Annotated in this window: 18 protein-coding genes; 13 read left to right on the forward strand and 5 right to left on the reverse strand. The window is 46.5% G+C overall.

What is annotated here, in order from left to right:
• Nucleotide 1: 1 nt before the first annotated feature.
• Nucleotides 2-415: an Lrp/AsnC family transcriptional regulator gene (locus V5J77_RS02125; RefSeq protein WP_338554145.1), complete on the reverse strand. Its 414-nt coding sequence runs from the start codon at nt 413-415 to the stop codon at nt 2-4.
• 118 nt (nt 416-533) lie between these two features.
• Between V5J77_RS02125 and V5J77_RS02130 the strand changes: the two genes are divergently transcribed.
• Complete coding sequence (locus tag V5J77_RS02130; protein ID WP_338554146.1) at nt 534-1,292, forward strand: MBL fold metallo-hydrolase; 759 nt, start codon at nt 534-536, stop codon at nt 1,290-1,292.
• Nucleotides 1,293-1,404: 112 nt separating this feature from the next.
• Here the strand turns inward: V5J77_RS02130 and V5J77_RS02135 are convergent, their stop codons facing one another.
• Nucleotides 1,405-1,761: a DUF1304 domain-containing protein gene (locus V5J77_RS02135; RefSeq protein ID WP_338554147.1), complete on the reverse strand. Its 357-nt coding sequence runs from the start codon at nt 1,759-1,761 to the stop codon at nt 1,405-1,407.
• A 194-nt stretch (nt 1,762-1,955) separates the two neighbouring features.
• On the opposite strand from V5J77_RS02135, the gene V5J77_RS02140 reads away from it, so the two are divergent.
• The 5 genes from V5J77_RS02140 (at nt 1,956) to V5J77_RS02160 (ending at nt 11,518) form a co-directional block, all read left to right on the forward strand.
• A complete protein-coding gene (locus V5J77_RS02140) occupies nt 1,956-4,475 on the forward strand; it encodes a helix-turn-helix domain-containing protein (RefSeq protein WP_338554148.1) in 2,520 nt (839 codons plus the stop codon).
• A gap of 396 nt (nt 4,476-4,871) precedes the next feature.
• A complete protein-coding gene (locus V5J77_RS02145; protein WP_338554149.1) occupies nt 4,872-7,703 on the forward strand; it encodes an endo-1,4-beta-xylanase in 2,832 nt (943 codons plus the stop codon).
• Nucleotides 7,704-7,836: 133 nt separating this feature from the next.
• On the forward strand, nt 7,837-8,799 hold the full coding sequence (locus tag V5J77_RS02150) for an ABC transporter permease subunit (RefSeq protein ID WP_338554150.1): 963 nt from the start codon (nt 7,837-7,839) through the stop codon (nt 8,797-8,799).
• Between the two features lie 18 nt (nt 8,800-8,817).
• Nucleotides 8,818-9,696, forward strand: a complete 879-nt coding sequence (locus tag V5J77_RS02155; RefSeq protein WP_338554151.1) for a carbohydrate ABC transporter permease — start codon at nt 8,818-8,820, stop codon at nt 9,694-9,696.
• A 127-nt stretch (nt 9,697-9,823) separates the two neighbouring features.
• Entirely contained in the window at nt 9,824-11,518 is a 1,695-nt protein-coding gene (locus V5J77_RS02160; protein ID WP_338554152.1) for an extracellular solute-binding protein, read from the forward strand.
• Between the two features lie 121 nt (nt 11,519-11,639).
• Here the strand turns inward: V5J77_RS02160 and V5J77_RS02165 are convergent, their stop codons facing one another.
• A complete protein-coding gene (locus V5J77_RS02165) occupies nt 11,640-13,250 on the reverse strand; it encodes a response regulator (protein ID WP_338554153.1) in 1,611 nt (536 codons plus the stop codon).
• On the reverse strand, nt 13,228-14,961 hold the full coding sequence (locus tag V5J77_RS02170) for a histidine kinase (protein WP_338554154.1): 1,734 nt from the start codon (nt 14,959-14,961) through the stop codon (nt 13,228-13,230). The genes V5J77_RS02165 and V5J77_RS02170 overlap by 23 nt, the downstream gene beginning before the upstream one ends.
• 251 nt (nt 14,962-15,212) lie before the next feature.
• On the opposite strand from V5J77_RS02170, the gene V5J77_RS02175 reads away from it, so the two are divergent.
• From V5J77_RS02175 to V5J77_RS02200, 6 genes are all read left to right on the forward strand, one after another.
• On the forward strand, nt 15,213-17,489 hold the full coding sequence (locus tag V5J77_RS02175; protein WP_338554155.1) for a glycoside hydrolase family 3 C-terminal domain-containing protein: 2,277 nt from the start codon (nt 15,213-15,215) through the stop codon (nt 17,487-17,489).
• Between the two features lie 38 nt (nt 17,490-17,527).
• Nucleotides 17,528-18,898, forward strand: a complete 1,371-nt coding sequence (locus tag V5J77_RS02180; RefSeq protein ID WP_338554156.1) for an MFS transporter — start codon at nt 17,528-17,530, stop codon at nt 18,896-18,898.
• A 44-nt stretch (nt 18,899-18,942) separates the two neighbouring features.
• Nucleotides 18,943-19,017: a hypothetical protein gene (locus V5J77_RS02185; protein WP_338556508.1), complete on the forward strand. Its 75-nt coding sequence runs from the start codon at nt 18,943-18,945 to the stop codon at nt 19,015-19,017.
• 381 nt (nt 19,018-19,398) lie between these two features.
• Nucleotides 19,399-20,220 (forward strand): AraC family transcriptional regulator, encoded by an 822-nt coding sequence (locus tag V5J77_RS02190; protein ID WP_338554157.1) that lies wholly within the window; start codon nt 19,399-19,401, stop codon nt 20,218-20,220.
• 107 nt (nt 20,221-20,327) lie between these two features.
• Entirely contained in the window at nt 20,328-21,317 is a 990-nt protein-coding gene (mgrA, locus tag V5J77_RS02195) for an L-glyceraldehyde 3-phosphate reductase (RefSeq protein ID WP_338554158.1), read from the forward strand.
• Nucleotides 21,318-21,725: 408 nt separating this feature from the next.
• The gene (locus tag V5J77_RS02200; RefSeq protein ID WP_338554159.1) at nt 21,726-22,682 is read left to right on the forward strand and encodes a hypothetical protein; all 957 of its coding nucleotides are present in this window, start codon (nt 21,726-21,728) and stop codon (nt 22,680-22,682) included.
• A 374-nt stretch (nt 22,683-23,056) separates the two neighbouring features.
• Here V5J77_RS02200 and V5J77_RS02205 read toward each other — a convergent pair whose 3' ends face one another.
• Complete coding sequence (locus V5J77_RS02205) at nt 23,057-23,884, reverse strand: hypothetical protein (RefSeq protein WP_338554160.1); 828 nt, start codon at nt 23,882-23,884, stop codon at nt 23,057-23,059.
• A gap of 287 nt (nt 23,885-24,171) precedes the next feature.
• Here V5J77_RS02205 and V5J77_RS02210 point away from each other — a divergent pair, with 287 nt between their 5' ends.
• On the forward strand, nt 24,172-24,303 hold the full coding sequence (locus V5J77_RS02210) for a hypothetical protein (protein ID WP_338554161.1): 132 nt from the start codon (nt 24,172-24,174) through the stop codon (nt 24,301-24,303).
• The last annotated feature ends 26 nt before the right edge of the window (nt 24,304-24,329 follow it).

Below are 24,329 nucleotides of genomic sequence, written 5' to 3' on the forward strand. Positions count from 1 at the left end.
CTTAAAGCGTCTGATTAATCACAATCGACAGCTTGTAATTGGCATGCTCGTTCAGGTCAGTGAGAAACTGGTCAAGCGCGGCATTGGATGGGAAGCGGCATTCCATCATGTAGCAGGTTTCGCCGCTCGTTTTGTAATGATGGAGGATGACCGTCTGCTGCTGTACAAACGCCAAATAAGGCCCATGATATAGCCCGCGTATATAAACGTGGATGAAAGCATGGACCGCAAGTCCAGCTTTAGCCTGATTGAAACGAATCGTATATCCCTCGATAAATCCCTCTGCCTCCAGCCGGCTGACACGATTTGCAGCGGCCTGACCGGTCAAATGAACGAGCTTGCCGAGCTCCTTCATCGAGATACGGCCATTTTTCGACAGCTCCTCAATAATGCGTTTATCCGTATGATCCAGCATAAGCGACAACCTCTTTCAAAAATCAAGTATTTGGTGCAATTTAAATGATTGCTGCTATGTTCATGCCATTTCTTTGATAGTAACCTATTAAAGAGCAATAATAAAGGAGGAGCAGCCTATGCAAATTACCCAAGTTCGCAATGCAACTTTGAAAATAAACTACGGTGGCCTGAGCTTTTTGATTGATCCTTTTTTGGCGCCAAAGGGTACTTATCCGCCGATTCCTAATACAGCTAATCAGGAGCAGTCTAATCCGACGGTCGAGCTTCCCTTTCCAGCAGAGCATCTGCTCCCTGTAGATGTGGTCATTGTTACACATTTGCATATTGATCATTTTGATCAGGCGGCGATTGAGCTGCTGCCGAAGAAAATGCTGATTTTAGCACAAAATGAGCAGGATGCGGCAGCCATTCGTGAAAAAGGCTTTCAGCAGGTACAGCTGTTTTCACCATCGGCGCAGCTTGGGGAAGTGAGCCTCAGTCGAACCTATGGACGGCACGGAACAGGGGAAATCGGCGATCAAATGGGCGAGGTGTCGGGAATTATTTTTCAGCATGCGCAGGAGCAGACGCTTTATGTGGCGGGCGATACGATTTGGTGCGAGGAGACGGGAGCGGCAATTGATAGCTATGAGCCGTCGGTCATCGTCGTAAATGGAGGCGCGGCCCGCTTTTTGCAAGGCGATCCAATCCTTATGACGGAGGAAGATATTTATGCCACGCATCTTGCGGCGCCGCAAGCGGTCATTCTCTCCTCCCATATGGAGGCGGTCAATCATTGCATGCTGTCTAGAGATCAATTACGCGAATATGCAGCCAGCAAAGGGCTCAGCGGCGTAATCCTTGCGCCAGAGGACGGAGAGACAATTACGAGGTAATTATAGAGTTCATGAAGTTAAAAAATCTCCAGCCTCGCTTTAACAGCGGTCGGCTGGAGATTTTTTTCTATTTATTGCTAGTTACTTAGTAAGGCTTTACAGTCTGCATGATCTACGTAAACAGTACAAGCAGCAGCGTAATTAGCGCAGGCAGCCCCTGCATAACCAAGATGGAGCGCTTAGTAGTAAGACCGCCGTACAAAGCGGCAACGAGTACGCAAATGAGGAAAAAAAGCTGGATTTGATAGCCGAAATCGGCATTCGGATGCACAAGACCCCAAATCAGGCCGGCAGCCAGAAAACCGTTATACAAACCTTGATTGGCGGCAAGCGACTTGGTTTGCTCAGCAAACTCTGGCGTTGTGTTGAATGTTTTGCGCGTCCGAGGCTTCGTCCATAGGAACATTTCCAATGCCAATATGTACAAATGCTCAGCAGCTACAAGGCCAACGAATATTGCAGCTAACATAATAAACCCTCCTGAATCCATTCAAATATTGTAAAAACATACCTATTCATCTTACTCCTAACCTCCCCCACAATCAAGCGCAGAAAATGACTTTACACGATCTTCGCATGGCTGGATTTGACAGTGCTGTGAGCAGGTGATACGTTGAGTATACGATAGCATAAGGTCAGAAGAAAGAGGCAGGTAGGCAACAGATGGATCATACTTATGAAATCATTCAGACGGATCATGAGCTTCCGCTGCACATCTTTTTTCATAATGTCAGATACGTTCCAAATCATTGGCATGACAGCATGGAGCTGCTGTTTGTGCTTAAGGGAAAGGCGATTATTGCTGTACAAGGCAAGCCATTCGTGCTTAATGAAGAGGATATTATTCTTATCAATAGCAATGATATTCACACGATTCAATCGGAGCAGGAAAATCTGCTGCTGGCGCTGCAAATTCCCGACTCCTTTCTGCGAGAGCAGGGGGTAGACACGGAGCAGACCGCCTTTGAGTGCAATTCCTGCTTTCATGCTCAAGGCGATCAGCAGAAGTTCATTGAAGTTCGCACGCTGCTGTCTAGCATTATGTGGAATTATAATAAAGCCGGATATGGCTATGAAATTAAAGTCCGCTCCCTGCTGCTGGAGCTGATATATTTGCTGCTGCGCAAATTCAGAAGCACGCAGGAAACGCGGGAATATTCTATTAATCGCCGCACGATGGCGAGGCTGCTTCATTTAAATGAATATATTCAGGAGCATTACAATCGTCCGTTGACGCTTAATGAGCTTGCTGAGCGCGAAAATTTTTCAGTCTCTTATTTATCCAGCTTTTTTCAGAAAAGCATGGGCGTGAACTTCCGTACCTATATTACGCGCATTCGGCTGGAGCATGCGGTCAAAGCGATGCTTACGACACAGGAGCCGATCATTAAAATCGCTCTGGACAGCGGTTTTCCCAACTTAAAGGCTTTTCACAAGGCGTTCAAAGCGGTTTACCAGATGACGCCTACGGAATATCGCGGTCACCGCGGACAGCCTTCCTCAGAGGCGGAATTGTCCGAGCCCTCCAGCGATAATTATTTGGCTTTTGACCGGGAAAATGCTTACACCAGCTTGTTTAAATATTTGCCAACGGAGGCGAATGCCGGAGCGATTGTTGCTGCTGCTGATCAAGGCTCCATCTACCGGTTCGTACATATCCGCGCCTCTGGAAGCGGGCGGACGCTCAAGCACACTTGGCGAAACCTATGTACAATCGGCAAGGCAAAGGAGGCGCTGTTTGCTCCCGTTCAGCAGCATTTGCGGATGGTGCAGCAGTCCATTGGCTTTCAATACATACGCTTTCATGGCATCTTCGATGATGAAATGATGGTGGCGCGGCTGGGGCCAGACGGCAAGCCCATATTCAGCTTTGGCTATGTAGATCAGGTGGTTGATTTTTTTAGAAGCATTGGGCTTCGTCCCTTCTTCGAGCTTGGCTTTATGCCGGGCGATTTTGCAGACCAGTCAAAGTTTTTCTTCCATAAAAAAAGCTATATGAGCATGCCCAAGGAGATGTGGCATTGGACCGCGCTACTGGAAGCCTTCATGCAGCATCTCTTAAATCGTTATGGCAGCGCAGAGGTGGGCAGTTGGCGCTTTGAGTTTTGGAATGAGCCTGATGGCGGATTGTTCTGGCCGGGAACCTTTATCCAATTTCTTGAGCTGTATGAAGCGAGCTTTAAGGCGATTAAGCAGGTGTTTCCGCAGGCGCAAATCGGTGGTCCCTGCGTGCAGGGAGATACGCTCGTATACCGTGGCCGCTGGATGGAACGGTATTTGGCCTATTGTACCGAGAGGAAATGCTTGCCGGATTTTCTGACGATCCATATGTATCCGTTCGAATACAGGATTGAAGAAAACGAGGATAATGGTGAAGTCCAGATGAGCGATTTCAGCTACGCAGGCGAGGATTATGTTGCCGAGATGCTCGGCAAGGTGAAGCGCAAGCTGTTGGAGCTAGGCTGGACGGGCACTGAGCTGCATGTGACGGAATGGAATGCAACGCCCCATCATCGTGAGCTAACGAATGATACCTGCTTCAAAGCAGCATACATTGCCAAAAACATCGTGGAAACGTTCGACGAGATAAGCAGTCTAGGCTATTGGACAGTAACGGATTTATTGGAGGAGCTGCCGCTGCCGCAGGAGACATTCCATGGCGGACTAGGAATGATTACAAATAATGGAATAAAGAAAGCGGCCTTCTATGCCTATGAGCTTCTCGCCAAGCTGGGCAGCAAGCTGCTGGATCGCGGCGATGGCTATTGCCTGACGATGTCGAAGGAGGGGACGTACCAGCTGCTGCTGTTTCATTACGCTCATTTTGACCAGATGTATCTTAAAAATGATATTTCAGCCATTCAGCCTCATAATCGTTATGCGGTGTTTAATCATAACGACCAATTGGAGCTGAGCATACAGCTCGAGGGGTTGGAGCCGGGGACTTACCGAATTCACCAACATATCATTAACCGGGAAGCGGGCAGCTCTTATGATGAATGGCTGCGAATGGGAGCGCCTGCCGAGCTGATGCAACCCGACATTGATTATTTGAACCAGTGCAGCGTACCGAAGCAGCATATGTGTACCGAGATAGCTGGAGATGTATGGACGCTGAAGTTTTTTCTTGCGCCTCATGAGGTGAGGCTGCTGGAGTTCAGGCGAGAATGGAATCGAGCATAATGTTACGAAAAGATGGGACAGGTGAAGGGGGAGCTGAACAAAGCTCTCCCTTCTTCTATATAAACGCCTCGCGACCGAATGTTTTATTGGTGGCGGGGTGTTTTTTTATGAAGCAGATCGCTGCGCTTTTACGGAAAATTTTCTACATGTTTACATTTTATTATTTTAATTGCCAATTTGTTATATGGAAGGAACACCCAAATGATCTATAATGCAAGTGTTCGGTTATGAAGCGTATATGTCAGCCGGGCTATGCTGAATCGGGAAGGACACATCGGGAGGTCCCCCCTGGATCGAAAGGCATTTCTCGTAATCGTTCCCTCTCGTTCAGCCATTTGAGCATTGTATGCGCTTTCTTTTAGAGTTGAACAATCGAAATGAGGAGGAGATCGTTTCATGTTTTACACAGGAAGGTACACCAGAAAACTCGCAGCTATCGTACTTGTATTTTCATTGCTCGCCGCAACAGCGTTTGCTGGGCCGGTAGTCACTTATGCAGAGGAAGAGCCTGCAATTATTCTCACTTCAGATTTTGAGGATGCTACCTTGCAGGGGTGGAAGCCCCGGATCGGCGGGGAGCTTCTGACGGTTTCAAACCAAACGGCAAATGACAGCACTTATAGTATGCTGGTTGAGCAGCGGGAGCGTTCCTATTATGGACCGATGCTTGAGCTTATTAACGTGCTTGAACGCAATGTGGAATATGAATTTAAAGCATATGTACGCTTGAAGGAGGAGCCGACAGAGAATAAGACGCTGCAAATGACTGCTTATAAAAAAGAGGGTGCGGAAAGCTGGAATGCACTCGATTCGGTCGTTATCGAGCGAGCAGATTGGCAGCAATGGCATGAATTAAAGGGCCAGTTTCAATACAGCGATAATCCGACAGAGCTGAACCTGTTTATTGAGACACCTTATATATCGGAGGAAACGGTTGATACACTATCTTTTTATGTGGATAATTTTACGATTAAGAGAGCTTCGCCGCTTGTCATAGAAGAGCAAATTCCTTCGCTGAAGGAGCATTTCTCAGAGGATTTTCCAATCGGCGCAGCAGTCTACACTTGGCAGATGGATGGCGTCTATGGTGAACTGCTCAAAAAGCATTTCAGCAGCTTGACGGCAACCTATGAAATGAAGCCGAAATTTATTGCGCCAGCTGAAGGCCAATATGTGTTTGATGCAGCGGATCGCTACGTTCAGTTTGCAGAGGATAATAATATGCAGATACGGGGCCATGCGTTGCTCTGGCATATTGACGCTGCGGAATGGATGCTGAAGGATAGTGCGGGTCAGCCAGCAAGCAGGGAGCTGCTGCTCGGCCGTATTCAAAGCTATATTGAAACGGTAATGACACGTTATAAGGGTAAGGTTGATGCCTGGGACGTTGTTAATGAAGCGATAGCCGACAATGGCGGCGATGAGAACGGCATGCGGATCAGTCCGTTTTACACGCTAATTGGACCTGATTACGTCGAGAAGGCATTTGAGTTTGCACGTGCGGCTGATCCCGATGCCAAGCTGTACTATAACGAATATTATACAGAGGTTCCAGAAAAACGAGCGTATATGTACCAGCTTGTAAAAGGGTTGAAGGAGAAAGGGCTGATCGACGGTGTAGGCCTGCAATCTCACTATGGTCTATACTCGCCGCCAATTGATGAAATTGAGAAAACGCTCAATATGTTTATTGACCTGGGACTCGATATTCAAATTACGGAGCTGGATGTTGATAGCGTCATTCCATTTGGTCAGACGATGCCCTATGATATAGCGATCAAGCAAGCACACCGCTACAAGGAGCTGTTTGAGCTTTATAAAGAGTACAAGGCGCACATTTCCTCCGTGACGCTTTGGGGCCTTCAGGATGAGAAGTCCTATAACAATCAAGCGATGCTGTTTGATGCCAAGCTGCAAGCGAAGCAAGCCTATTGGGGGCTAATTGATCCGTCGCTGCTGCCTGTGGAGACGAATCGTGTCGTTTCACTCGCAGGGACACCGGCAGCTGGTGCTGTACAGGCTAAAGAGTGGAGCCATGCGGTTGTAAGCAAGCTGAAAGGGAGCCATTCGCTGTCGGGCACGTTCCGTACGTTCTGGGATGAGGATTACTTGCATGTTTTGGTGGACGTAAACGACGTGACCTTTAATGCTAATGATCAAGTTGAGCTGTTTATTGATGAAAATAATGCTAAATCCAGCGGATATGAGCAAGATGACCGTCATATTACGCTCAAGCGCTCCGGGCAGGCGCCAAATGGGATCACCTCCATGACGAGAGAAATAACAGGAGGCTATACTATGGAAGCTTCTATTCCATGGGAAAGCGTCCAAGCGGCATTGGGTGCTGATGTTGGATTTGATATTCGGATAACGGATACAAATTCAGCTAATGGGGAGCAAGTGATTTATTGGAATGATAGTACGCTTAACCAGCAGAGTGATCCGAGCAAGTTCGGTATCATTCAACTGGAGAGCATGCCGAAAATCGCAGAGTCGGTTAAAGGTGAAGCCCAAATTGACGGGATCATGGAGACAGCTTGGAGTCAGGCAGTACCGTTCCAAGTGGACATTTTGAATCAGCCTGGAGGGGCGACTGGAGTTGCACGCTCCATGTGGTCGGATGACAGCCTATATTTGTTTGTTGAGGTGAACGACCCTATTGTATTGACTACTGGACTCAACCCTTGGGATCAAGACTCGGTAGAAATTTTTATAGATGAAAACCATCAGCGGACGCCTTTTTATCAATATGATGATGTGCAGTTCCGTGTGAATGCCGATAATGTAGCAACTTTTGGCGGAGGGGCTGCGCCATCGCGGCTGGAAAGCGCGGTAGTCCGCACGGATAATGGCTATAACGTTGAGTTGAAGATCAAATTAAACAGCCTTCAGCCAGTTCCTGGTTCCGTAATGGGCCTTGATTTGCAAGTGAATGACGATAAAGGAACGGGACAAAACAGCAATGCAAAATGGAATGATCCGACGAATGAAACGTGGAGAAACACCTCGAAATTTGGTATTTTAACGTTTGTATTACCTGAAGCAGGCGGCGGCACTGACCCTGGACACGGCCCCGGACACGGCCCCGGACACGGCCCCGGGCACGGCTCTGGGCACGGCTCTGGACACGGCCCTGGACACGGCCCCGGACATGGCCCTGGGCACGGACATGGCCCTGGACACGGACATGGCCCTGGACACGGACCTGGTCCTGGAAAAGGTCGCTAAAGGGTATATTAATAATTTGTTATAAGAGCCACTCTTTTATCATATAGACGCAAACCTTTTGTCTTTATACTGAGTACAGACGTTAATTTACATCGTTTGTAGTACGGAATATGAACAGAAGGGGAGCGCCAATATGAAGTATTCAAGTACCCAGGCAGTGGAAAAAATAGCAAGCGCACCATCGCTTCCGGATGTACGCAAGAGTAGGAAGTGGAGAAGGACGATTGTGCTGGATTTGCTGCTGCTGCCGGCGGTCATTTTAACATTCGTTTTTGCTTATATTCCGATGAGCGGTCTTGTTATTGCTTTTCAGGACTATAAGCCGTGGCTGGGCTTTGCCAAATCATCGTGGATTGGTCTTGAGCATTTCGAATACCTGTTTAGCACAAAAGAGAATATGCAGGTCATTTGGAATACGCTCATTATTGCCGGAATGAAGGTTGTTGGCGGGCTGATTGCCCCACTCGTATTTGCTCTTCTATTAAATGAAGTGAGAAAGGCGGCATTTAAACGAACCGTACAAACCTTCGTCTACTTGCCGCATTTTCTCTCATGGGTTATTTTGGGCGGCATTTTAATCGACATGCTTTCCACTAAAGGGCTGATCAATCAGTTTTTAGTAGCCGTGCTTCACATCGAGCCGATTTTCTTTCTTGGTGAAGGCAACTGGTTCCGCGTCGTCGTTGTTGTCAGTGATATTTGGAAGGAATTCGGCTTTGGCGCCATTATTTTTCTAGCCTCGCTTGCCGGTATTAATCCTTCGCTGTATGAAGCGGCGGAAGTAGATGGAGCGAATAGATGGCAGCAAACATGGTCAATTACACTGCCTTCACTTATTCCAATTATGATCGTAGTAGGAACGCTGTCACTAGGCAACATTTTGAACGCAGGCTTTGATCAAATTTTTAATCTGTATAATGCACTGGTATTTGATAAAGGCGATATTATAGATACCTTCGTGTATCGCGTAGGAATTGTGGATGGCAAGTTCGGATTCTCCGCTGCGGTTGGACTGTTTAAATCAGTCGTTGGCTTCGTACTAATCGTCGCAGCTTATCGCGCTGCATACAAATTCGCCAATTACCGCATTTTTTAAAGAGGAGGAGCTGAATTTATGTACCACAAAACGAATTCTTATAAAGTATTTTCAATCTTTAATTATACGCTGCTTGCTGTACTGTCGCTGATCTGTCTAATTCCGCTCATCCATATTCTCGCCGTTTCGTTCAGCGGTAAAGCGCCAGCTAATGCCAATCTGGTAGGACTGCTGCCGGTGCAATTTACAATTGATGCTTACTCTCAAACGCTGGCTAATGAAAACTTTTTACGCTCACTGTGGGTTTCTTTTGTTAGAACGGGGCTCGGAACGCTAATCAGTATGGTCGTTGTCATTTGTGCAGCTTACCCATTGTCTAAGGAAATTGGAAATTTCAAGCGCAAAAAAGTGTATACATGGTTTTTCGTGTTCACGATGCTTTTCAACGGGGGACTCATTCCCTTTTATATTTTGATTCAAAACCTTAATATGATGAATACGCTGTGGGTGCTTATTTTGCCAGGAGCAGTGTCCGTCTGGAATATCATTTTGCTGCTTAACTTCTTCAAGAATGTGCCGAAGGAGCTTGAGGAAGCGGCATTTATAGATGGGGCGGGTTATTTAAGAACGCTGGTCAGCGTATATCTCCCGGTCTCTATGCCAGCAATTGCTACCCTGTCATTGTTTGCGATGGTCGGCCACTGGAATTCATGGTTCGATGGAATGATCTTTATGACCGATTATAAAAACTATCCACTGGCTACCTTCCTGCAAACGATTATTGTCCAGCAGGATTTCAGTAAAGTGTCGGTACGTCCCGAGGATTTGGAAAATATTTCACAAAGAACGGTGAAGGCGGCACAAATCTTCATCGGCATGGCACCTATATTGCTCGTATATCCGTTTCTGCAACGCTTCTTCGTAAAGGGCATCGTCATTGGGGCGGTCAAGGAATAGGAAGGCGAGGAAGCGGGAGGTTGGTGAAGGGGAGGTGCTGCCTTAGCATAAAGCGAAAGGAAGAACGTGAAAATATTTATTTTGCAATTACAGCTTTCAAAAAGATATTAAATTGGGGGACGCAACTATGTTGAATCAACTTAAAAAGCCTTTTACCGTACTGATGTCTGCTGCGATGCTTGCTGGTGTACTTGCTGCTTGCGGCACTAGCTCAGAGGCAGACCCAACGAACAACAGCAGCAGCAGCGACAGCTTCTATTCTGCAAGCTTTGAGAATGGGAAATATACCGAGCCAGTTTCCATAACGACTGTATTTCCAATCGGCAGCAATGTGAAGTTTAAAAATGGCGAAAACATCGACAACAACGTTCATACGAAGTGGGCAAAAGAGAGACTTGGCATCGACATTAAATATTTATGGACGGTCAGTGATCAAAATAATGCTTATCAAACAAAGCTCCGTTTAATGCTTACATCAGGTCAGGAGATGCCGGATATTATTGCCTTCCGCGGCGAGCCGACTCTAATTAGCGACTTAATTGAATCGGGACAATTTACGGATGCTGGAGAATTATTCGACAAATACGCTTCCGAAACGTATAAGCAGGCGATGGCAGAAGATCCATCGGTATGGAATCCTTATATTCGCGATGGAAAAAGGATGGGTATTCCTATATTGGAGAACGCCTACAATAACGACCCGGTTATGTACATACGTGAGGACTGGCTGAAGGCGGTTGGCCTCGAAGCGCCAACTACGCTGGACGAGCTGGAGAAGGTTATGGACGCATTCGTTAATCAGGACCCGGATAAAAATGGAGAGAAAGATACGACAGCCCTTTCTGTAGGCTTCAAAGTCAACCTGAATACATGGATGTCTGATTCAGGCTGGATTTTTGGTATGTTTGGCGCAATGCCGAATCAATGGAACATGGGAGCGGACGGAACGCTAGTGTATGGTTCTATCCAACCGGAAATGAAGCCAGCGCTGGCCAAAATGCAGGAATGGATGGCAAAGGGCTACATCGACAAAGAAGCGGGCCTCTATGATGAGGTTAAGGCGACAGAAGCATTTACGGCAGGTAAATCCGGTATTATCGTCGGTCCTTACTGGATGACAGGCTGGCCGATCCCTGACCTGCTGAAAAACGTTAAAGGTGCGGATTACAAAGCTTATCCTCTGCCAGCAGGCCCAGATGGCAAGATTGGACGTCATGGCACCTTAACGAGTACAGGCGCGGTTCTGATTAATAAAGATATGAAAAATAAAGATGCCTTTTTCGTCTACCAGAACTATTTGTTCGACAACTGGGCGAATCCGAAAGAAGGCGGAGAGTTTGAAAATGGCTTCGCTGAAAACTATGATTTTGCGCTCGATCCGAATGGAAAACCTTATCCTGCTACAGATACCGATAAAGTTCCTGGCGGCTGGGTCGATCCAATACGTTACACCTTGACGTTCGACGGTGCCATTATTCCGTCCTTGCGTCTCAATACGCTGGCTAAGCTTGCAGGCGGAGCAGAGCCAACGACGCGGTTCGAGAAAAACCTGTCTATGTCGCTTCCTAAGCAGCTTGAGGCTGCTAAAATCGTCATTGATCAGAAGGATACTATTATGCCGCAAATGTTTACAGGGGTTCCAACGAAAACGCAGCTGTCGAAAAACGATATGCTGACTAAGCTGGAGAAGGAAGTTTTGAATAAAATCATTTACGGCAAAGCCTCGGTGGACGAGTTTGACACCTTTGTTGAGCAGTATCTCGCCTCTGGCGGCAAGAAAGTTACGGAAGAAGTTAATGAGTGGTACGCTACGGTTAAGTAAGCTCGAACTTTAGCATTAGAATGAGCTTAAGATCGGTGTATGAGTAGGCGAATAGGGAAAGAAGAAAGGGCGGCTCCTGCTTGGGAGCCGCCCTATTTGCCATACTTTTCTACAATGAAGCTTATGCCATTTCCCGGTATTCCTGTGGCGTCATGTCGAATTTATCGCGGAATACCTTAATGAAATATTGCGAATTGGAATAGCCGAGCTTATCGGAAATTTCATAAACTTTATCGCTGGAATGGCGAAGCAAATAGATGGCAAGATCCATCTTCACTCCGAGAATGTACTCACTTAGGCTAATGCCCTTTAGCTGCTTGAACAACTTGGATACATAGACCGGATGCAGCCCAACATGATCGGCTATCGACTGAAGGCTGAGCGTAGGCAAGTGAGTGGAAACAAACACCTGTATGGCCTGTATGACGGCATTTTGCTCATTGAGGGAGTGCTCATCCAGCCTTGCATGCAGTGTATCGCAAAGCTCCTCGGCCCATTCAATTAGTTGGGTTACCGAGCGGAACATCCGGTTATACACGAGCTCCTGGCCCACTAGATCGGATAATAGCGAGTGATTTTTATGCGCGATATAATGAAAGGCGGACATAAGCAGGCTTCTAATCTCTTCCAGATGCTCCTCCGTTTGCTCAGATAAGGAAAAGTAGGAAGCTTCAATTTGCCGCAAGCGCTCCTTGAAGGCCTCCCATTGCCCAAGCTCTAGCAGGTGATTGAGCGCTGGAGGCTCATACAGCACATGCAGCGAGCGGATGAACACCGCTTGCGGCTGATCCGAAAGCGATAAGAAATACCCGCTTCCCTTACCAACCTGCTTCTTCAATGCCGAGGTAGCATGCTCATACATAGCGCGGATATCCTGCTGAAGCTTGCCCGGAGAGGCAAGAATGACCGATATGCCGCCCTTCAAATATTCGTTCACATTATGATGGAGCTGGAGCGAGCGATGTGTGAGCAGCTTTTTTAGAAAGTCGTTCGTAGGCAATACTTCAGCCTGCTTGGGCCGCAGCAGAAAAACAAGATAGTCGTAGCTGTCCCGACAATGCCAAATATCAAAGCTGTCCTCATACAGCTCACAAGCAATATTGGTTACTGCATATTCGAAGAGCTGCAGGCTGTTCAAGCTGTAGCGGGTGAACTGCTCCTCCAGACGAACGAGCACCAGAAAGACGTCATCTCCATCGCGAAAAGCGAGCTGGTAGCCTGACAGCCGCTCATTTAATGTTTCGGTGCTATAACGATTTCCCTGAATCAGCTGATTCAGCAGCTTGTCTTTTAATGAGGGAAGATGCTCGCGAAACGTAAGCATCGCTTGCTCATAGGAGGCTGCATGTTCAAGCTGAAGCTCGATTAAACGTATTGTTTTTGTCAGGCAGCCTGCAAGCTTTTCCTGATCAAGCGGCTTAATTAAATATTCAACAACCCCTTGTTCAATGGCTTCTCTCGCATATTCAAATTCCGCATAGCCGGTCAGCAAAATGCAGGGGATGCTTCTCCCGCGCGCTCTAACGTGTTTTATGAGCTCCAATCCATTCATGCCGGGCATGGCAATGTCAGTAATAACGATGTCAATGGACTGACTGTCTATGATTTGAAGCGCCTCTATACCTGAATAGGCTTTATGAATTTTATCTATGCCATAGTCGCTCCATGGAAAAGCGATTTCCAAATCATCAATTACATAAGATTCATCATCAACTAACAATATTTGCAGCATGTTTTTCCTCCCGTTTTTGAATCGTAATGATATAGCAGGTGCCGCCTGATGGAGGACGCTGTAACGCTAGCCCTGAGCTTTTGCCAAAATAAAGCCGCAGCCGTTGATTGACGTTGCGAATGCCAGTCCCAATAGCATCCTCGGGATGATGCATAAACTCCTCCATATGATTAGCAATGACGGCCAGCCGCTCCTCGCTTATGCCTACTCCGTTATCTCTAATATAAATGCGAATGTCCTGAGCGTCTTCCTCGGCTTTGATCTCTATTAGCCCGGGAAGCATGGAAGGCTCAATTCCGTGCTTAATGCAGTTTTCTACCAGCGGCTGAAGAATCATTCTAGGTAAACGAATGAATGATAAACTTCCGTCAACTTCAATCGTGTAATTGATCGTTTTTTTTCGCATATGCATGATGGAAAGATAATGCTTAACAAAGTTCAGCTCTTCTTGCAGCGTGGAGTCGATATCTTCAATTTTGTTAATGTAACGGCAGTAAGAAGCGAGCTCCAGCGTCATTGCTGTCACCGCAGCGTGATCTTTAATGCTGGCTTTGCTCTGAATGTAATTTAGACAATTATACAGAAAATGAGGATTAATTTGCGCTTGGTATTGCTTAAGCCTCGCCTCTTGAATAGATAAGTCGCCTAGCAGCACCTGCTCAATGAGGAACTGGGTATGCTCGGCCATACGATTAAAGGATTTCCCCAGCATGCCAAATTCCTTCGTATGCATGGAAACTACCCTGCTGGAATAATCGCCGCGATCGAAGCGGTCTATCGCTTTTCTAAGGCCAATTATAGGCGTTCGCACTTGATTGTGAAGAATGAGGCTGTAGATAAGCGATATAAGCAGCAGCGCGACAAGGGCGATAACGAACAGTGTATTATTTCGCGAGATCGGCTTAATGAGCTGGGTAATGGGATGATAGTCAATAAAATAAAGCTCCAGCATGTCCAGCTTCATATAGCTGAGCAAATATTCCGCTTGATTTTCCTCCAAGGTGATGAAGCCGCTATTTCCTTGAATGAGTGGAAGAATCCAACTGTCGGCTTGAGCCAAGTCGGATGACCCTTCATTGCGGATCGCTATCATTTGATGAGCATCGTAAAGCAGCGGTGTTCCCGAGGTATATTGCTGCATCATTTTCCGCAAATTGTCGAGTGAAATTCTGGTCTCAATATATAGCGGTCCGAGATGGCCTTTAGTTAAATGGGAATAGTAACCCTCTCCGTCCGCCTCCATATGGATAGTCCACTGATTAAGCGGTTCATCCGGCAACTCGAATTTTTGAAAGGAGAAGCTGGGATCAGAGGATACGGTTTCCCGCTGGTCGGGATAATACAAAATGACGGTATTGTTCCAAGAGGTAGAGGCACTGTTTAACGCTAGCTTTTCAATTATGGCAAGCTTCATCTCATATTTTGAATAATCATCGCCCCGCTCCAAAACATACGGGTAGCCGCGAACCGTCTGATCCTCTGACAAGATGATGGCATTCATTAATATTTGTTCGAACTGGTTGGATAGCTGTGAGGTCATGAATTTCACCTCTCCAAGCTTGTTATTGCGCAGCTCGGTTTGAATATCCTTGACATTAAGCTGATAAATCCACCAGAAGATAACGACGATAGACAAAAACATCAGCATCAAGCCGAGCGCCAGCTTTTGAAAAATGGATAAACCGCCGTTTGTCGCCTGTCCTTTCAACATGCTCTTTCTCCCCCGTGTCTGAATAATCTTTCTTTCATTATACATGTAAAATACAGCCGATTAGGCGGCAGCTATATGGCCTTTTTTATTTTCTTTTTGAAAGAGTAGGGACGACGCGCAAGGATAATCATAAAAAGTGACATTGTTTTCAATGAAACGAGGGAAGGAAAGCGCTAAACAAACGCTCTATACTTAAAGTCAGCTGATAAAGAAGATTCATCATCACCTATATCGAATTGGAGGTTTTTACATTGACGAGAAACATTCAGGATATCGTAGCTCAAATGACGCTGGAGGAAAAAGCGGGGCTTTGCTCAGGACTAGATTTCTGGCATTTGAAAGGTGTTGAGCGTCTAGGCGTGCCTTCCATTATGGTAACGGATGGACCACACGGCTTGCGCAAGCAGCAAACAGGTGCGGATCATCTGGGAATTTTCGACAGCGTTCCCGCAACTTGCTTCCCATCGGCAGCCGGACTTGCTTGCTCATGGGATGAAGAGCTGATTGGCAAGGTCGGCGTCGCGCTTGGTGAAGAATGTCAGGCAGAGGATGTTGCCGTGCTGCTGGGACCTGGTGTAAACATTAAACGTTCCCCGCTTTGCGGACGCAACTTTGAATATTTTTCCGAGGACCCGTATTTGTCCTCCGAGATGGCGGCAAGTCACATTAACGGCGTACAAAGCCAAGGCGTCGGAACGTCGCTGAAGCATTTTGCCGTAAACAATCAGGAGCATCGCCGGATGTCGACGGATGCGGTCGTTGATGAGCGCACGCTTCGTGAAATTTATTTGGCAAGCTTCGAGGGCGCAGTGAAGAAAGCGCAGCCTTGGACCGTTATGTGCTCTTATAACCAAGTGAATGGCGTATTCGCATCGGAGAATGTGAAGCTGCTTACAGATATTTTGAAGGATGAGTGGGGTCATGAGGGCTTTGTCGTTTCGGACTGGGGCGCGGTTAATGAGCGTGATCTGTCGCTTGCAGCAGGCATGGAGCTGGAAATGCCAGCAAGCAACGGCGTAGGTGAGAAAAAGGTACTCGATGCAATCAGCAATGGCACATTGACTGAGGAAGCTTTAGATCGTGCAGTAACGCGTCTGCTTCGCATTATTTTCAAATCGGTAGACGAGAAGGTTAAGGATGCAACGTATGACAAAAACGCGCATCATCAGCTGGCAAGAACAGTAGCAAGCGAGAGCATGGTGTTGCTGAAAAACAAAGGCGGCTTGCTTCCACTTGCAAAAAACAGCCGTGTAGCCGTTATCGGCGCTTTTGCCGAGAAACCGAGATTCCAAGGCGGCGGCAGCTCGCATATTGTACCGACAAAGCTGGATCAGCCCGTTGAAGAAATTAAGGCGCTCGTTAGTGATGCTTCTGCTGTTGTATATGCTCAAGGCTATCACGCGGGTGATGATGCTATTGATGAAGCGCTGATCGAAGAAGCGAAGCGTGCGGCGAGCGAGGCAGAGGTTGCTGTTATTTTTGCAGGCTTGCCGGATCGTTATGAATCAGAAGGGTATGATCGTGAGCATCTTAATCTGCCTGAAAATCAAAATAAGCTGATCGAAGCGGTTGCCAGCGTTCAAAGCCGCATCGTTGTTGTGCTGCTTAATGGATCAGCGGTACTGCTGCCGTGGCTGGATCAAGTAGATGCTGTGCTTGAAGGCTATTTGGGCGGACAGGCTGTTGGTGGAGCTGTTGCAGATTTGCTGTTCGGAGAAGTGAATCCTTCCGGCAAGCTTGCAGAGACGTTCCCGCTCAAGCTGAGTGATAACCCTTCATTCTTGAACTTCCCGGGTGAAGGAGATCGGGTGGAATACAAGGAAGGCATTTTCGTAGGCTACCGTTATTATGACAAAAAGCAGCAAGATGTATTGTTCCCATTTGGCTTTGGTCTTAGCTACACAACCTTTGCTTACAGCGATTTGAAATTAAGCGCAGCCAGCATCAAGGATACAGATGAGGTTGAAGTAACGGTCAACGTAACCAACACAGGCAGCGTAGCTGGCAAAGAAATTGTACAGCTTTATGTAAAGGATGTTGCAAGCACAGTCATCCGTCCAGAGAAAGAGCTGAAGGGCTTTAAGAAGGTAGCGCTCGCACCTGGCGAGACAAAGACGGTAAGCTTTGTACTGAATAAGCGTGCTTTCGCTTACTACAATGTGGATATTAAGGATTGGCATGTAGAAAGCGGCGACTTCGCGATTTTGGTAGGGCATTCCTCGCGGGAAATCGTCCTTGAAGCGACACTTGCAGTAGAATCTACGGTTAAGCTGAAAAAGCACTATACGCAAAATACGACTCTTGGCGATCTGTACAGCAACGAAGAGGCAACGGCTATTTTACAGCCATATATGCAGAAGTTTCAAGAGAATAGCCCGCTTGCAAGTGTTGATCAAGATGATGCACATGCGGAAATGATGGTCAAAATGATGCAATACATGCCGCTTCGCAACCTGATGGCATTCGGAGGCGATGCTTTCACCAAGGACATGCTTGACCAATTAATTAAAGAGCTAAATAGCTTATAAATTAGCATTTAAGGCTAGGTTCAAGAGGAGAATGTGCAATGAGTGCGAATCAGAAAGCAAGTGGCGTTCAAGATGACGCGTACCACAAAGTAGGATGGTCGGAACGAATTGGTTATGGTTTTGGCGACGCAGCGAGTAACCTGATCTTCACAGGAGCGGCTACATTTTTAACGTATTATTATACGGATGTCATGGGGCTGGCTGCAGGTGCAATCGGAACGATGATGCTGATCGCCCGTATATTGGATGCTTTCCTGGACGTAGGTGTAGGGGCATGGGTAGACAAAACGAAAAACAAGCATGGTAAAGCACGTCCATGGCTGCTATGGATGATGATCCCGTTTGCCGCTTCAGGCGTACTGCTCTTTACATTCCCGGATGTAGGCCCAGGCGGAGCCCTCGTCTATGCCTATGTCACTTATTTACTCATGAACTTTATTTATTCGTTCATTAACATTCCTTATGGGGTGTTGAATTCACTTATTACGCAAGACGGCTACCAGCGCTCGATACTCAACATCGTTCGTATGCTTGGTGCGCTTGCAGGGGCAATCGGTGTCAGCTTCGCTACTCAGCCGCTCGTACAAGCATTTGGCGGCGGGGAAAAAGGCTGGATTTTAACCTTCTCCCTCTATGGCGTTCTATCGCTTATTATGTTCTACATCACCTTTAAATCGACGCGTGAGCGTGTAAAACCGTCCGTGTCTCAAAAAGAAATTCCGTTCAAGCAAGGCTTGGGCGCGTTGTTCCGCAATAAATATTGGGCGATTATGCTATTGTTCGCTGTCGTTGTCTATACGAACAATGGCATGAGCGGCTTAAACATTTATTATGCACAGTATCTGCTGAATGATGCTGGACTGCTCGGCATTCTCAGCTTTGCCGGATTGATTCCTATTGCAATTGGCTTGTTCTTGATTGCTCCGCTTATTAAGAAGTATGGGAAACGGAACGTAGCCATAGTCGGAAGCTTTATTATGATTGTAGGCTCGCTAGTCGTCTTAATTGACCCGACGAATGTAACCTTTGTTATTGTTGGCTTGGTAATCAAGGCGCTTGGCGTGACGCCAATCATCGGTACGATTTTTGCTATGCTGGCTGATACTGTTGAATACGGCGAATGGAAAACGGGCGTACGGACAGAGGGTCTCGTCTACAGTGCCGGAAGCTTTGGTACAAAAGCAGGCAGTGGCCTTGGAGCAGCTATTATTGGCTGGGGGCTGGCGTTAGGAGGCTATATCGGCGGACAAGAAACGATTAGCTCCAGCGCTAGTGGTGCGATCCACTTCATGTTTATTTATTTGCCGATTATTTTGGCGGCTATCCAGATTGTCATCCTGTATTTCCATAAGCTCGATAAGCTGTACCCGCAAATTGTTACCGAGCTGAAAGCTGTTAAAAAAGCATAAGAAGCGATGGCAAAAGCATTTTGGGCCTAATGGCGCTCGATATTATGAAGGGCACTCCGATCAAGCTTACTGCTGAAGGTCCAGATGAGGCTCAGGCGATTGAGAAATTGGCGGCTTAATTCGAAAGCCACGCATAAGGTATGCACGCGGTTAGCAAAGCAGAGCGAGGAAAACCTCACTCTGCTTTTTTTAATGAATTGAAATGATATCGAATGACAATTATATTTTTAAAAATAATCATTGTTTAATAGGGTGTGAATTTATTCAATCATGTATAAAGCTAAATCCAAGGTCGAAAAGGATATTTATTATGAAAAATTGCATCCGTTTAATTGTGTCAGATGTTTGAAAACTGTGCTATTATTATCGGAAAGCATCCAAAGGCAGCGCCCCCTATAGGGGCTTTTTTATATAGAGAAATCATGAGTGGTATTGCCTTGTTACAGCGGTCGTTCACCACATCACGATGCAAGATAGCGTAGAGAGGGATGAAGGTCATCATGGCAGTGTTTCAGTATAATCCGGAGCGCCCCTTTCGTGATGCTCCGGATATGTATTTGCTTTATTGGGGCAAGGAGGCATGTAAGCCTTGTCATCTCATAGGGCCGGTCGTAAGGGAAAACTTTAAACTGCATTTTATCCATAAAGGAAAAGGGACTGTGAAGGTGGCGGGCAAAACCTACACGCTGACAGCCGGACAAGCATTCCTCATTTATCCGCAGGTGCTTATTTCCTATGAATCGGACGAGAAGGACCCGTGGACGTACTCCTGGATCGGTTTTTTGGGAGAGCAGGCCGCTGAAATCATCGCTCGGACATCTATTACGCCAGAGAACCCTGTATTTCCTATGGATATGAAGCTGATGCCAACGTTATATGATCAGTTGACGGAGGCTGTCTCCCACCAAGTCAGCAGTGATTTGCGCCTTCAAGCTATTTTGTATGAGTTTTTGTCGCTGCTTGTCGAGTTCGTGCCTTTAACAGACAACCATATCAGTAATGCCACGCGTAAGCAGGAAGCCTACATTCACCGAAGTATGGAGTTTCTACACGCCCACTACAGTGAACGAATTACGATGGAGCAGCTAGCTGACGTACTCGGTCTGGATCGCAAATATTTGTCTTTTCTGTTTAAAGAGGCTGTAGGCATGCCGCCACAGCAGTATTTGCTTAACTATCGTATGGATAAAGCCTGCGAGCTGCTCGGCAAGGGTATTTACAGCATTAGTGAGGTGGCGCGTTCCGTAGGGTATCAAGATGCGCTGCTTTTTTCCAAAATGTTCAAAAAGGTAAAGGGAACAGCTCCGCGTAATTTTGAATAGCTCATTAAAAAAGACATTATTCCATAAATACCATCCTTGCTGACATAGGATTCATAGTCGTTTCCCGCTACAATAGGCTTATATTTAACCTGAGGGGGAACAAATAAATGAGCTATTTGGCAAGTCATAATAGATATGACACTATGACATATAACCGCAGTGGAAGAAGCGGACTGAGGCTGCCCGCTATTTCGTTAGGGCTGTGGCATAATTTTGGCGGTATTGATTCGCTAGAGAAAGGCAGGGAAATGGTTAGACGGGCATTCGACCTCGGAATAACACATTTTGATCTGGCGAATAATTACGGTCCGCCTCCGGGCTCAGCGGAGCAAACGTTTGGCAGTATTTTGAAAGCGGACTTTGCAGCTTACCGCGATGAGCTGATCATTTCGACCAAAGCCGGCTACGGCATGTGGGAAGGGCCTTATGGCGATTTTGGCTCCAAAAAATATTTGGTGTCCAGCCTTGACCAAAGCTTGAAGCGGATGGGACTCGATTATGTTGATATCTTCTATCATCACCGTCCAGATCCAAATACGCCGCTGGAAGAAACGATGGCTGCGCTTGACCTGATTGTGCGCCAAGGCAAGGCGCTGTATGTCGGCTTGTCCAACTATAAGCCGGAGCAGACGCGTGAAGCATCGCGCATTTTGAAGCAGCTCGGCACACCTTGTCTGATTCATCAGCCAAGCTACTCCATGATTAATCGCCATGTTGAGGATGGCTTGCTGGACGTGCTGGATGAAGAGGGTATTGGCTCCATCGTATTTTCACCGCTTGCGAAGGGCATGCTGAGCGATCGCTATTTGAATGGCATTGCTCCGGATTCGCGCGCGGCTGGCCCGAGTGTGTTTTTGCGTCCAGAGGAAATTACCGATGAGCTTGTCGCTAAGCTGCGCCAACTGAATGAACTGGCGGCTGGCCGTGGCCAGAAGCTGTCGCAAATGGCACTTGCATGGGTGCTACGTGGTGGTCGCGTGACTTCTGCGCTTATTGGAGCAAGTAAAGTCAGCCAGATTGAGGATGCCGTTCAGGCGCTTGCTGTCGCGCATTTCACCGATGAAGAGCTGACGCTGATTGATCAGATTTTGCAATAGACATCGGGAGATGAGGCAATGGGCTTGTGCCATAAAGGCTGCATTGTCGATAGAGAGGGAGATTTCGGTTTCCCCTACGATATTTTGTAAACACTTCCGATAATTATATGAAAAAAAGAGAGACGAATGCACAGTGCCGCGAAACCTTTGGACAATAGGTTTCGCGGCTTTTATAATACCAAGAAAAATGGCCGGAGTCAGATGGACTCGCTCATCGGTGAAGAAGGCGTCGCCTGTATATTTGACTAGTTAACGAAGTAATAGAATGGTGAGAGATGCTGCAAGTGTATCTATTAATATAGTTTGAAAAGCTTTAAAAATTATGAAATTTGTGGTAATATTATGAAACACTTTCGTTTTTTTACTTTTAGCTAAGTATACTAAAAAGATGATTAGGGGCGTGTAATAATGACAAGATTTCGCAAGAAAATGAGCTTTTTATTACTGTGTTTTGTAATAGTGTTACCTACAATCGCTTCAGCAAGCACCAATAGTGGAGATGGTACTGTAAGCATTCTAGATGAGAGTGAATTCTATGACGCAGTAGGAAATAAAATTGAGGTGTTAGAAGAATCTGATGGTACAATCGTAGTTTATATTAATAGTGTATTGGACCATAGTGCAAAAACAGACTTAACTAGGGGTACAGTTGAGTCGACGGAATATATTGATTCCACTAGGAAACAAGATAAGCACAGCATGACAGCAAATGGCAAGAAAGAGAAAAATATTGATAAAGATAAAATAGGCATGCAAGAAAAAAAGACTATTTATAAAATAGACGATCTTATTAAAGAAGATGTTTTCGTTGGATCAACTGTAGACGTAGTAGAGAAACTAGAAGTTGCAAGTTTAATTTCCGCAGCAGCCTATGACCCAATCTATACTTACCCTCCAACATGGCCTTATAACCAAGCATATACTTATAGAAATACTTATAATAATGATCAAAGGCAAATTTATGCACATGGTTATTATAAGAATGAGGCACCGACATACACTTCTTCCCAAAAGGTAAGTTTTTTAAGAAGCACCTCAATTGGGGTTGGAGTTTCACTAATTGTTGCATTATTTTCTGGGCCGGTAACTGTTGCTGTAGCTACAGGTGCTATTATAGCCTGCGTAGGTGCTTGGATATTAGATGGATATTTCACCAAGGATGTAGATGTCAATGTTCACATAAAAATTGAGTGGGAGAGTTGGTTAGCTATCGTTAATGCAAATTCCTATTATGTACAACAAGGCACCCAATATCTTAGAGTTATGAATCAGTTCGGCCCAGGAGAATCAACTAGAGAATTAGGTGGGAAGGTGGGCTTTGTTGGGAATTTCACTGAATTCTTAAGACAAAGCTCATGGAATTAGAATCATGGGAACAGTCAATAACACATTTAGCCGTATGAAATTGAAAGGTAAAATGCACCATTTTTTGTTACAGCCTATGCTGACCTCTGGGGTTTCAACCATTTTTGTAGTTGGCGCTCAATACTTGTTCATGTGGTTCGATTATGGACAGGGATACGCGAATGAGTTATTAGTGAAGGGCATTAAAACAGGATGGTATGTTATTTTGTCCCTATTCATAGTGATGTATATTGCGCTAGCCATAATAAACGTAATCAGATGGGTATATCATAAGAGAAAATCAATGCAAAACTTATAGCAGCCGCGTCACACGCCGCTGAAGAGGCCTCTCGATTATCGAGAGGCTTCTTCGAGCATGAGACAGGGAGGTTTTGTTATGAAGAAAGTGATGTATTCCCCTTCGTAATAATAGCGGCTATTTGTTCCTCGCTGCTATAGATCGTCTGCTTCTTATCCAAAATGCCTTGCTGCAGCGTCAGCAATTTGGCGAAGGAGCGTGAAGCTGCTGCGGCATCGCCTTTCTTCACGGACTGGGTTAATAGCTTGCCTTCGGCCGTTATAAGCTTCCGGCTGCTGGATATGCTGCTTTTGGCGGAGCGGATCTTAATGCGCTGCGAGGAAGCTGTCTCTAGCATGGCGCGCGTCTGCTTCGCCTTCAGCACGGTGGCGGCCTTAAGCTTGCTGTAGGCCTCGGTTTTATTTTTAATATCCAGCTTCGCGAGCTGGACGGCTTGCTTCGTCTGCGCGAGCTGTGCCTTCAGCACGGCATTCAGCTCCTTGCTTTGCAGCAGCTTGGCGGCTTCCTGCTGCTTTCGCAGCGAGGCATACAGGTCAAAGAGCGGCTGATAGCGCTCCTTCGTCTGCTTAACGTCAGCCGCCAGCTGGGCAAGCTTCTCCTCATTCAACTGCTTGATGCGCTGCCGGATGGCAGCAAGCGCTTCTTCATTGCGATAGTGGATGGCGGTGATTTTCCCTTCCCAAGTGTCTTCTTGCTGCTGGGCGGACAGCAGACTGTCGTATTGCTTCTTGAGCTGGGAGGCTGACGCAGAGTCGGCACTAGCGGTCAGCTTGTCGAAGGCTGTCTGAACGGTGGGTGAAAAGGGCAAGAGTGATGCGGCAGCAGTTGAGACAGCTGGCAGCGTCAAAAATAAGGATAATGCGATCAGACTGGTAAACAGATGCAGCGGCTTGAAAATAAACAAAGTGGAGCCCTCCTTTAAAATGATGGAAATCAAGCGCAAAAGAAAAGACGTTGAAGGGCAGCGATAGAGGGCATAGTCCCGTATATACGCAAAAAAGCACCCGCAAGAAGGACGCCTGAGGCGTCTTCTCTTACGGGTGCTTCCAACGTAAGCCGCTGCTATTCAAATAATTATTTCCCAATATACTAAACGGAAGGCCATTCGTCAAGCTCTTTCCGAAGGGCTGTTCCCTCTGGCCATTCTCCTGTATGATAGTAGGAAAAGAGCTGAAAGGGAGGATGCGGCGAATGAATGTACCGATAGGCATTTGGATTTTTGCCGGAATAATCGTAATTTTGCTGACATGGATGACACTTTGGGTTACGAAAAAAGCGTATTCGAAAAAATGGGACGATTCCGATCAGGACATGGGAACGTAGATCGAAGATTGAATGGCCCCCATTTT

This window comes from Paenibacillus sp. KS-LC4 (assembly GCF_036894955.1).
Taxonomy (GTDB): domain Bacteria; phylum Bacillota; class Bacilli; order Paenibacillales; family Paenibacillaceae; genus Pristimantibacillus.

What these genes read in the sequence shown, in the direction of transcription:
- V5J77_RS02135 (WP_338554147.1), bottom strand. Translation starts at nt 1,761, where the DNA reads ATGTTAGCTGCAATATTCGTTGGCCTTGTAGCTGCTGAGCATTTGTAC.
- V5J77_RS02170 (WP_338554154.1), bottom strand. Translation starts at nt 14,961, where the DNA reads ATGTTGAAAGGACAGGCGACAAACGGCGGTTTATCCATTTTTCAAAAG.
- V5J77_RS02200 (WP_338554159.1), top strand. Translation starts at nt 21,726, where the DNA reads ATGACAAGATTTCGCAAGAAAATGAGCTTTTTATTACTGTGTTTTGTA.
- V5J77_RS02150 (WP_338554150.1), top strand. Translation starts at nt 7,837, where the DNA reads ATGAAGTATTCAAGTACCCAGGCAGTGGAAAAAATAGCAAGCGCACCA.
- V5J77_RS02145 (WP_338554149.1), top strand. Translation starts at nt 4,872, where the DNA reads ATGTTTTACACAGGAAGGTACACCAGAAAACTCGCAGCTATCGTACTT.
- V5J77_RS02155 (WP_338554151.1), top strand. Translation starts at nt 8,818, where the DNA reads ATGTACCACAAAACGAATTCTTATAAAGTATTTTCAATCTTTAATTAT.
- mgrA (WP_338554158.1), top strand. Translation starts at nt 20,328, where the DNA reads ATGAGCTATTTGGCAAGTCATAATAGATATGACACTATGACATATAAC.
- V5J77_RS02125 (WP_338554145.1), bottom strand. Translation starts at nt 415, where the DNA reads ATGCTGGATCATACGGATAAACGCATTATTGAGGAGCTGTCGAAAAAT.
- V5J77_RS02165 (WP_338554153.1), bottom strand. Translation starts at nt 13,250, where the DNA reads ATGCTGCAAATATTGTTAGTTGATGATGAATCTTATGTAATTGATGAT.
- V5J77_RS02190 (WP_338554157.1), top strand. Translation starts at nt 19,399, where the DNA reads ATGGCAGTGTTTCAGTATAATCCGGAGCGCCCCTTTCGTGATGCTCCG.
- V5J77_RS02140 (WP_338554148.1), top strand. Translation starts at nt 1,956, where the DNA reads ATGGATCATACTTATGAAATCATTCAGACGGATCATGAGCTTCCGCTG.
- V5J77_RS02180 (WP_338554156.1), top strand. Translation starts at nt 17,528, where the DNA reads ATGAGTGCGAATCAGAAAGCAAGTGGCGTTCAAGATGACGCGTACCAC.
- V5J77_RS02210 (WP_338554161.1), top strand. Translation starts at nt 24,172, where the DNA reads ATGAATGTACCGATAGGCATTTGGATTTTTGCCGGAATAATCGTAATT.
- V5J77_RS02160 (WP_338554152.1), top strand. Translation starts at nt 9,824, where the DNA reads ATGTTGAATCAACTTAAAAAGCCTTTTACCGTACTGATGTCTGCTGCG.
- V5J77_RS02130 (WP_338554146.1), top strand. Translation starts at nt 534, where the DNA reads ATGCAAATTACCCAAGTTCGCAATGCAACTTTGAAAATAAACTACGGT.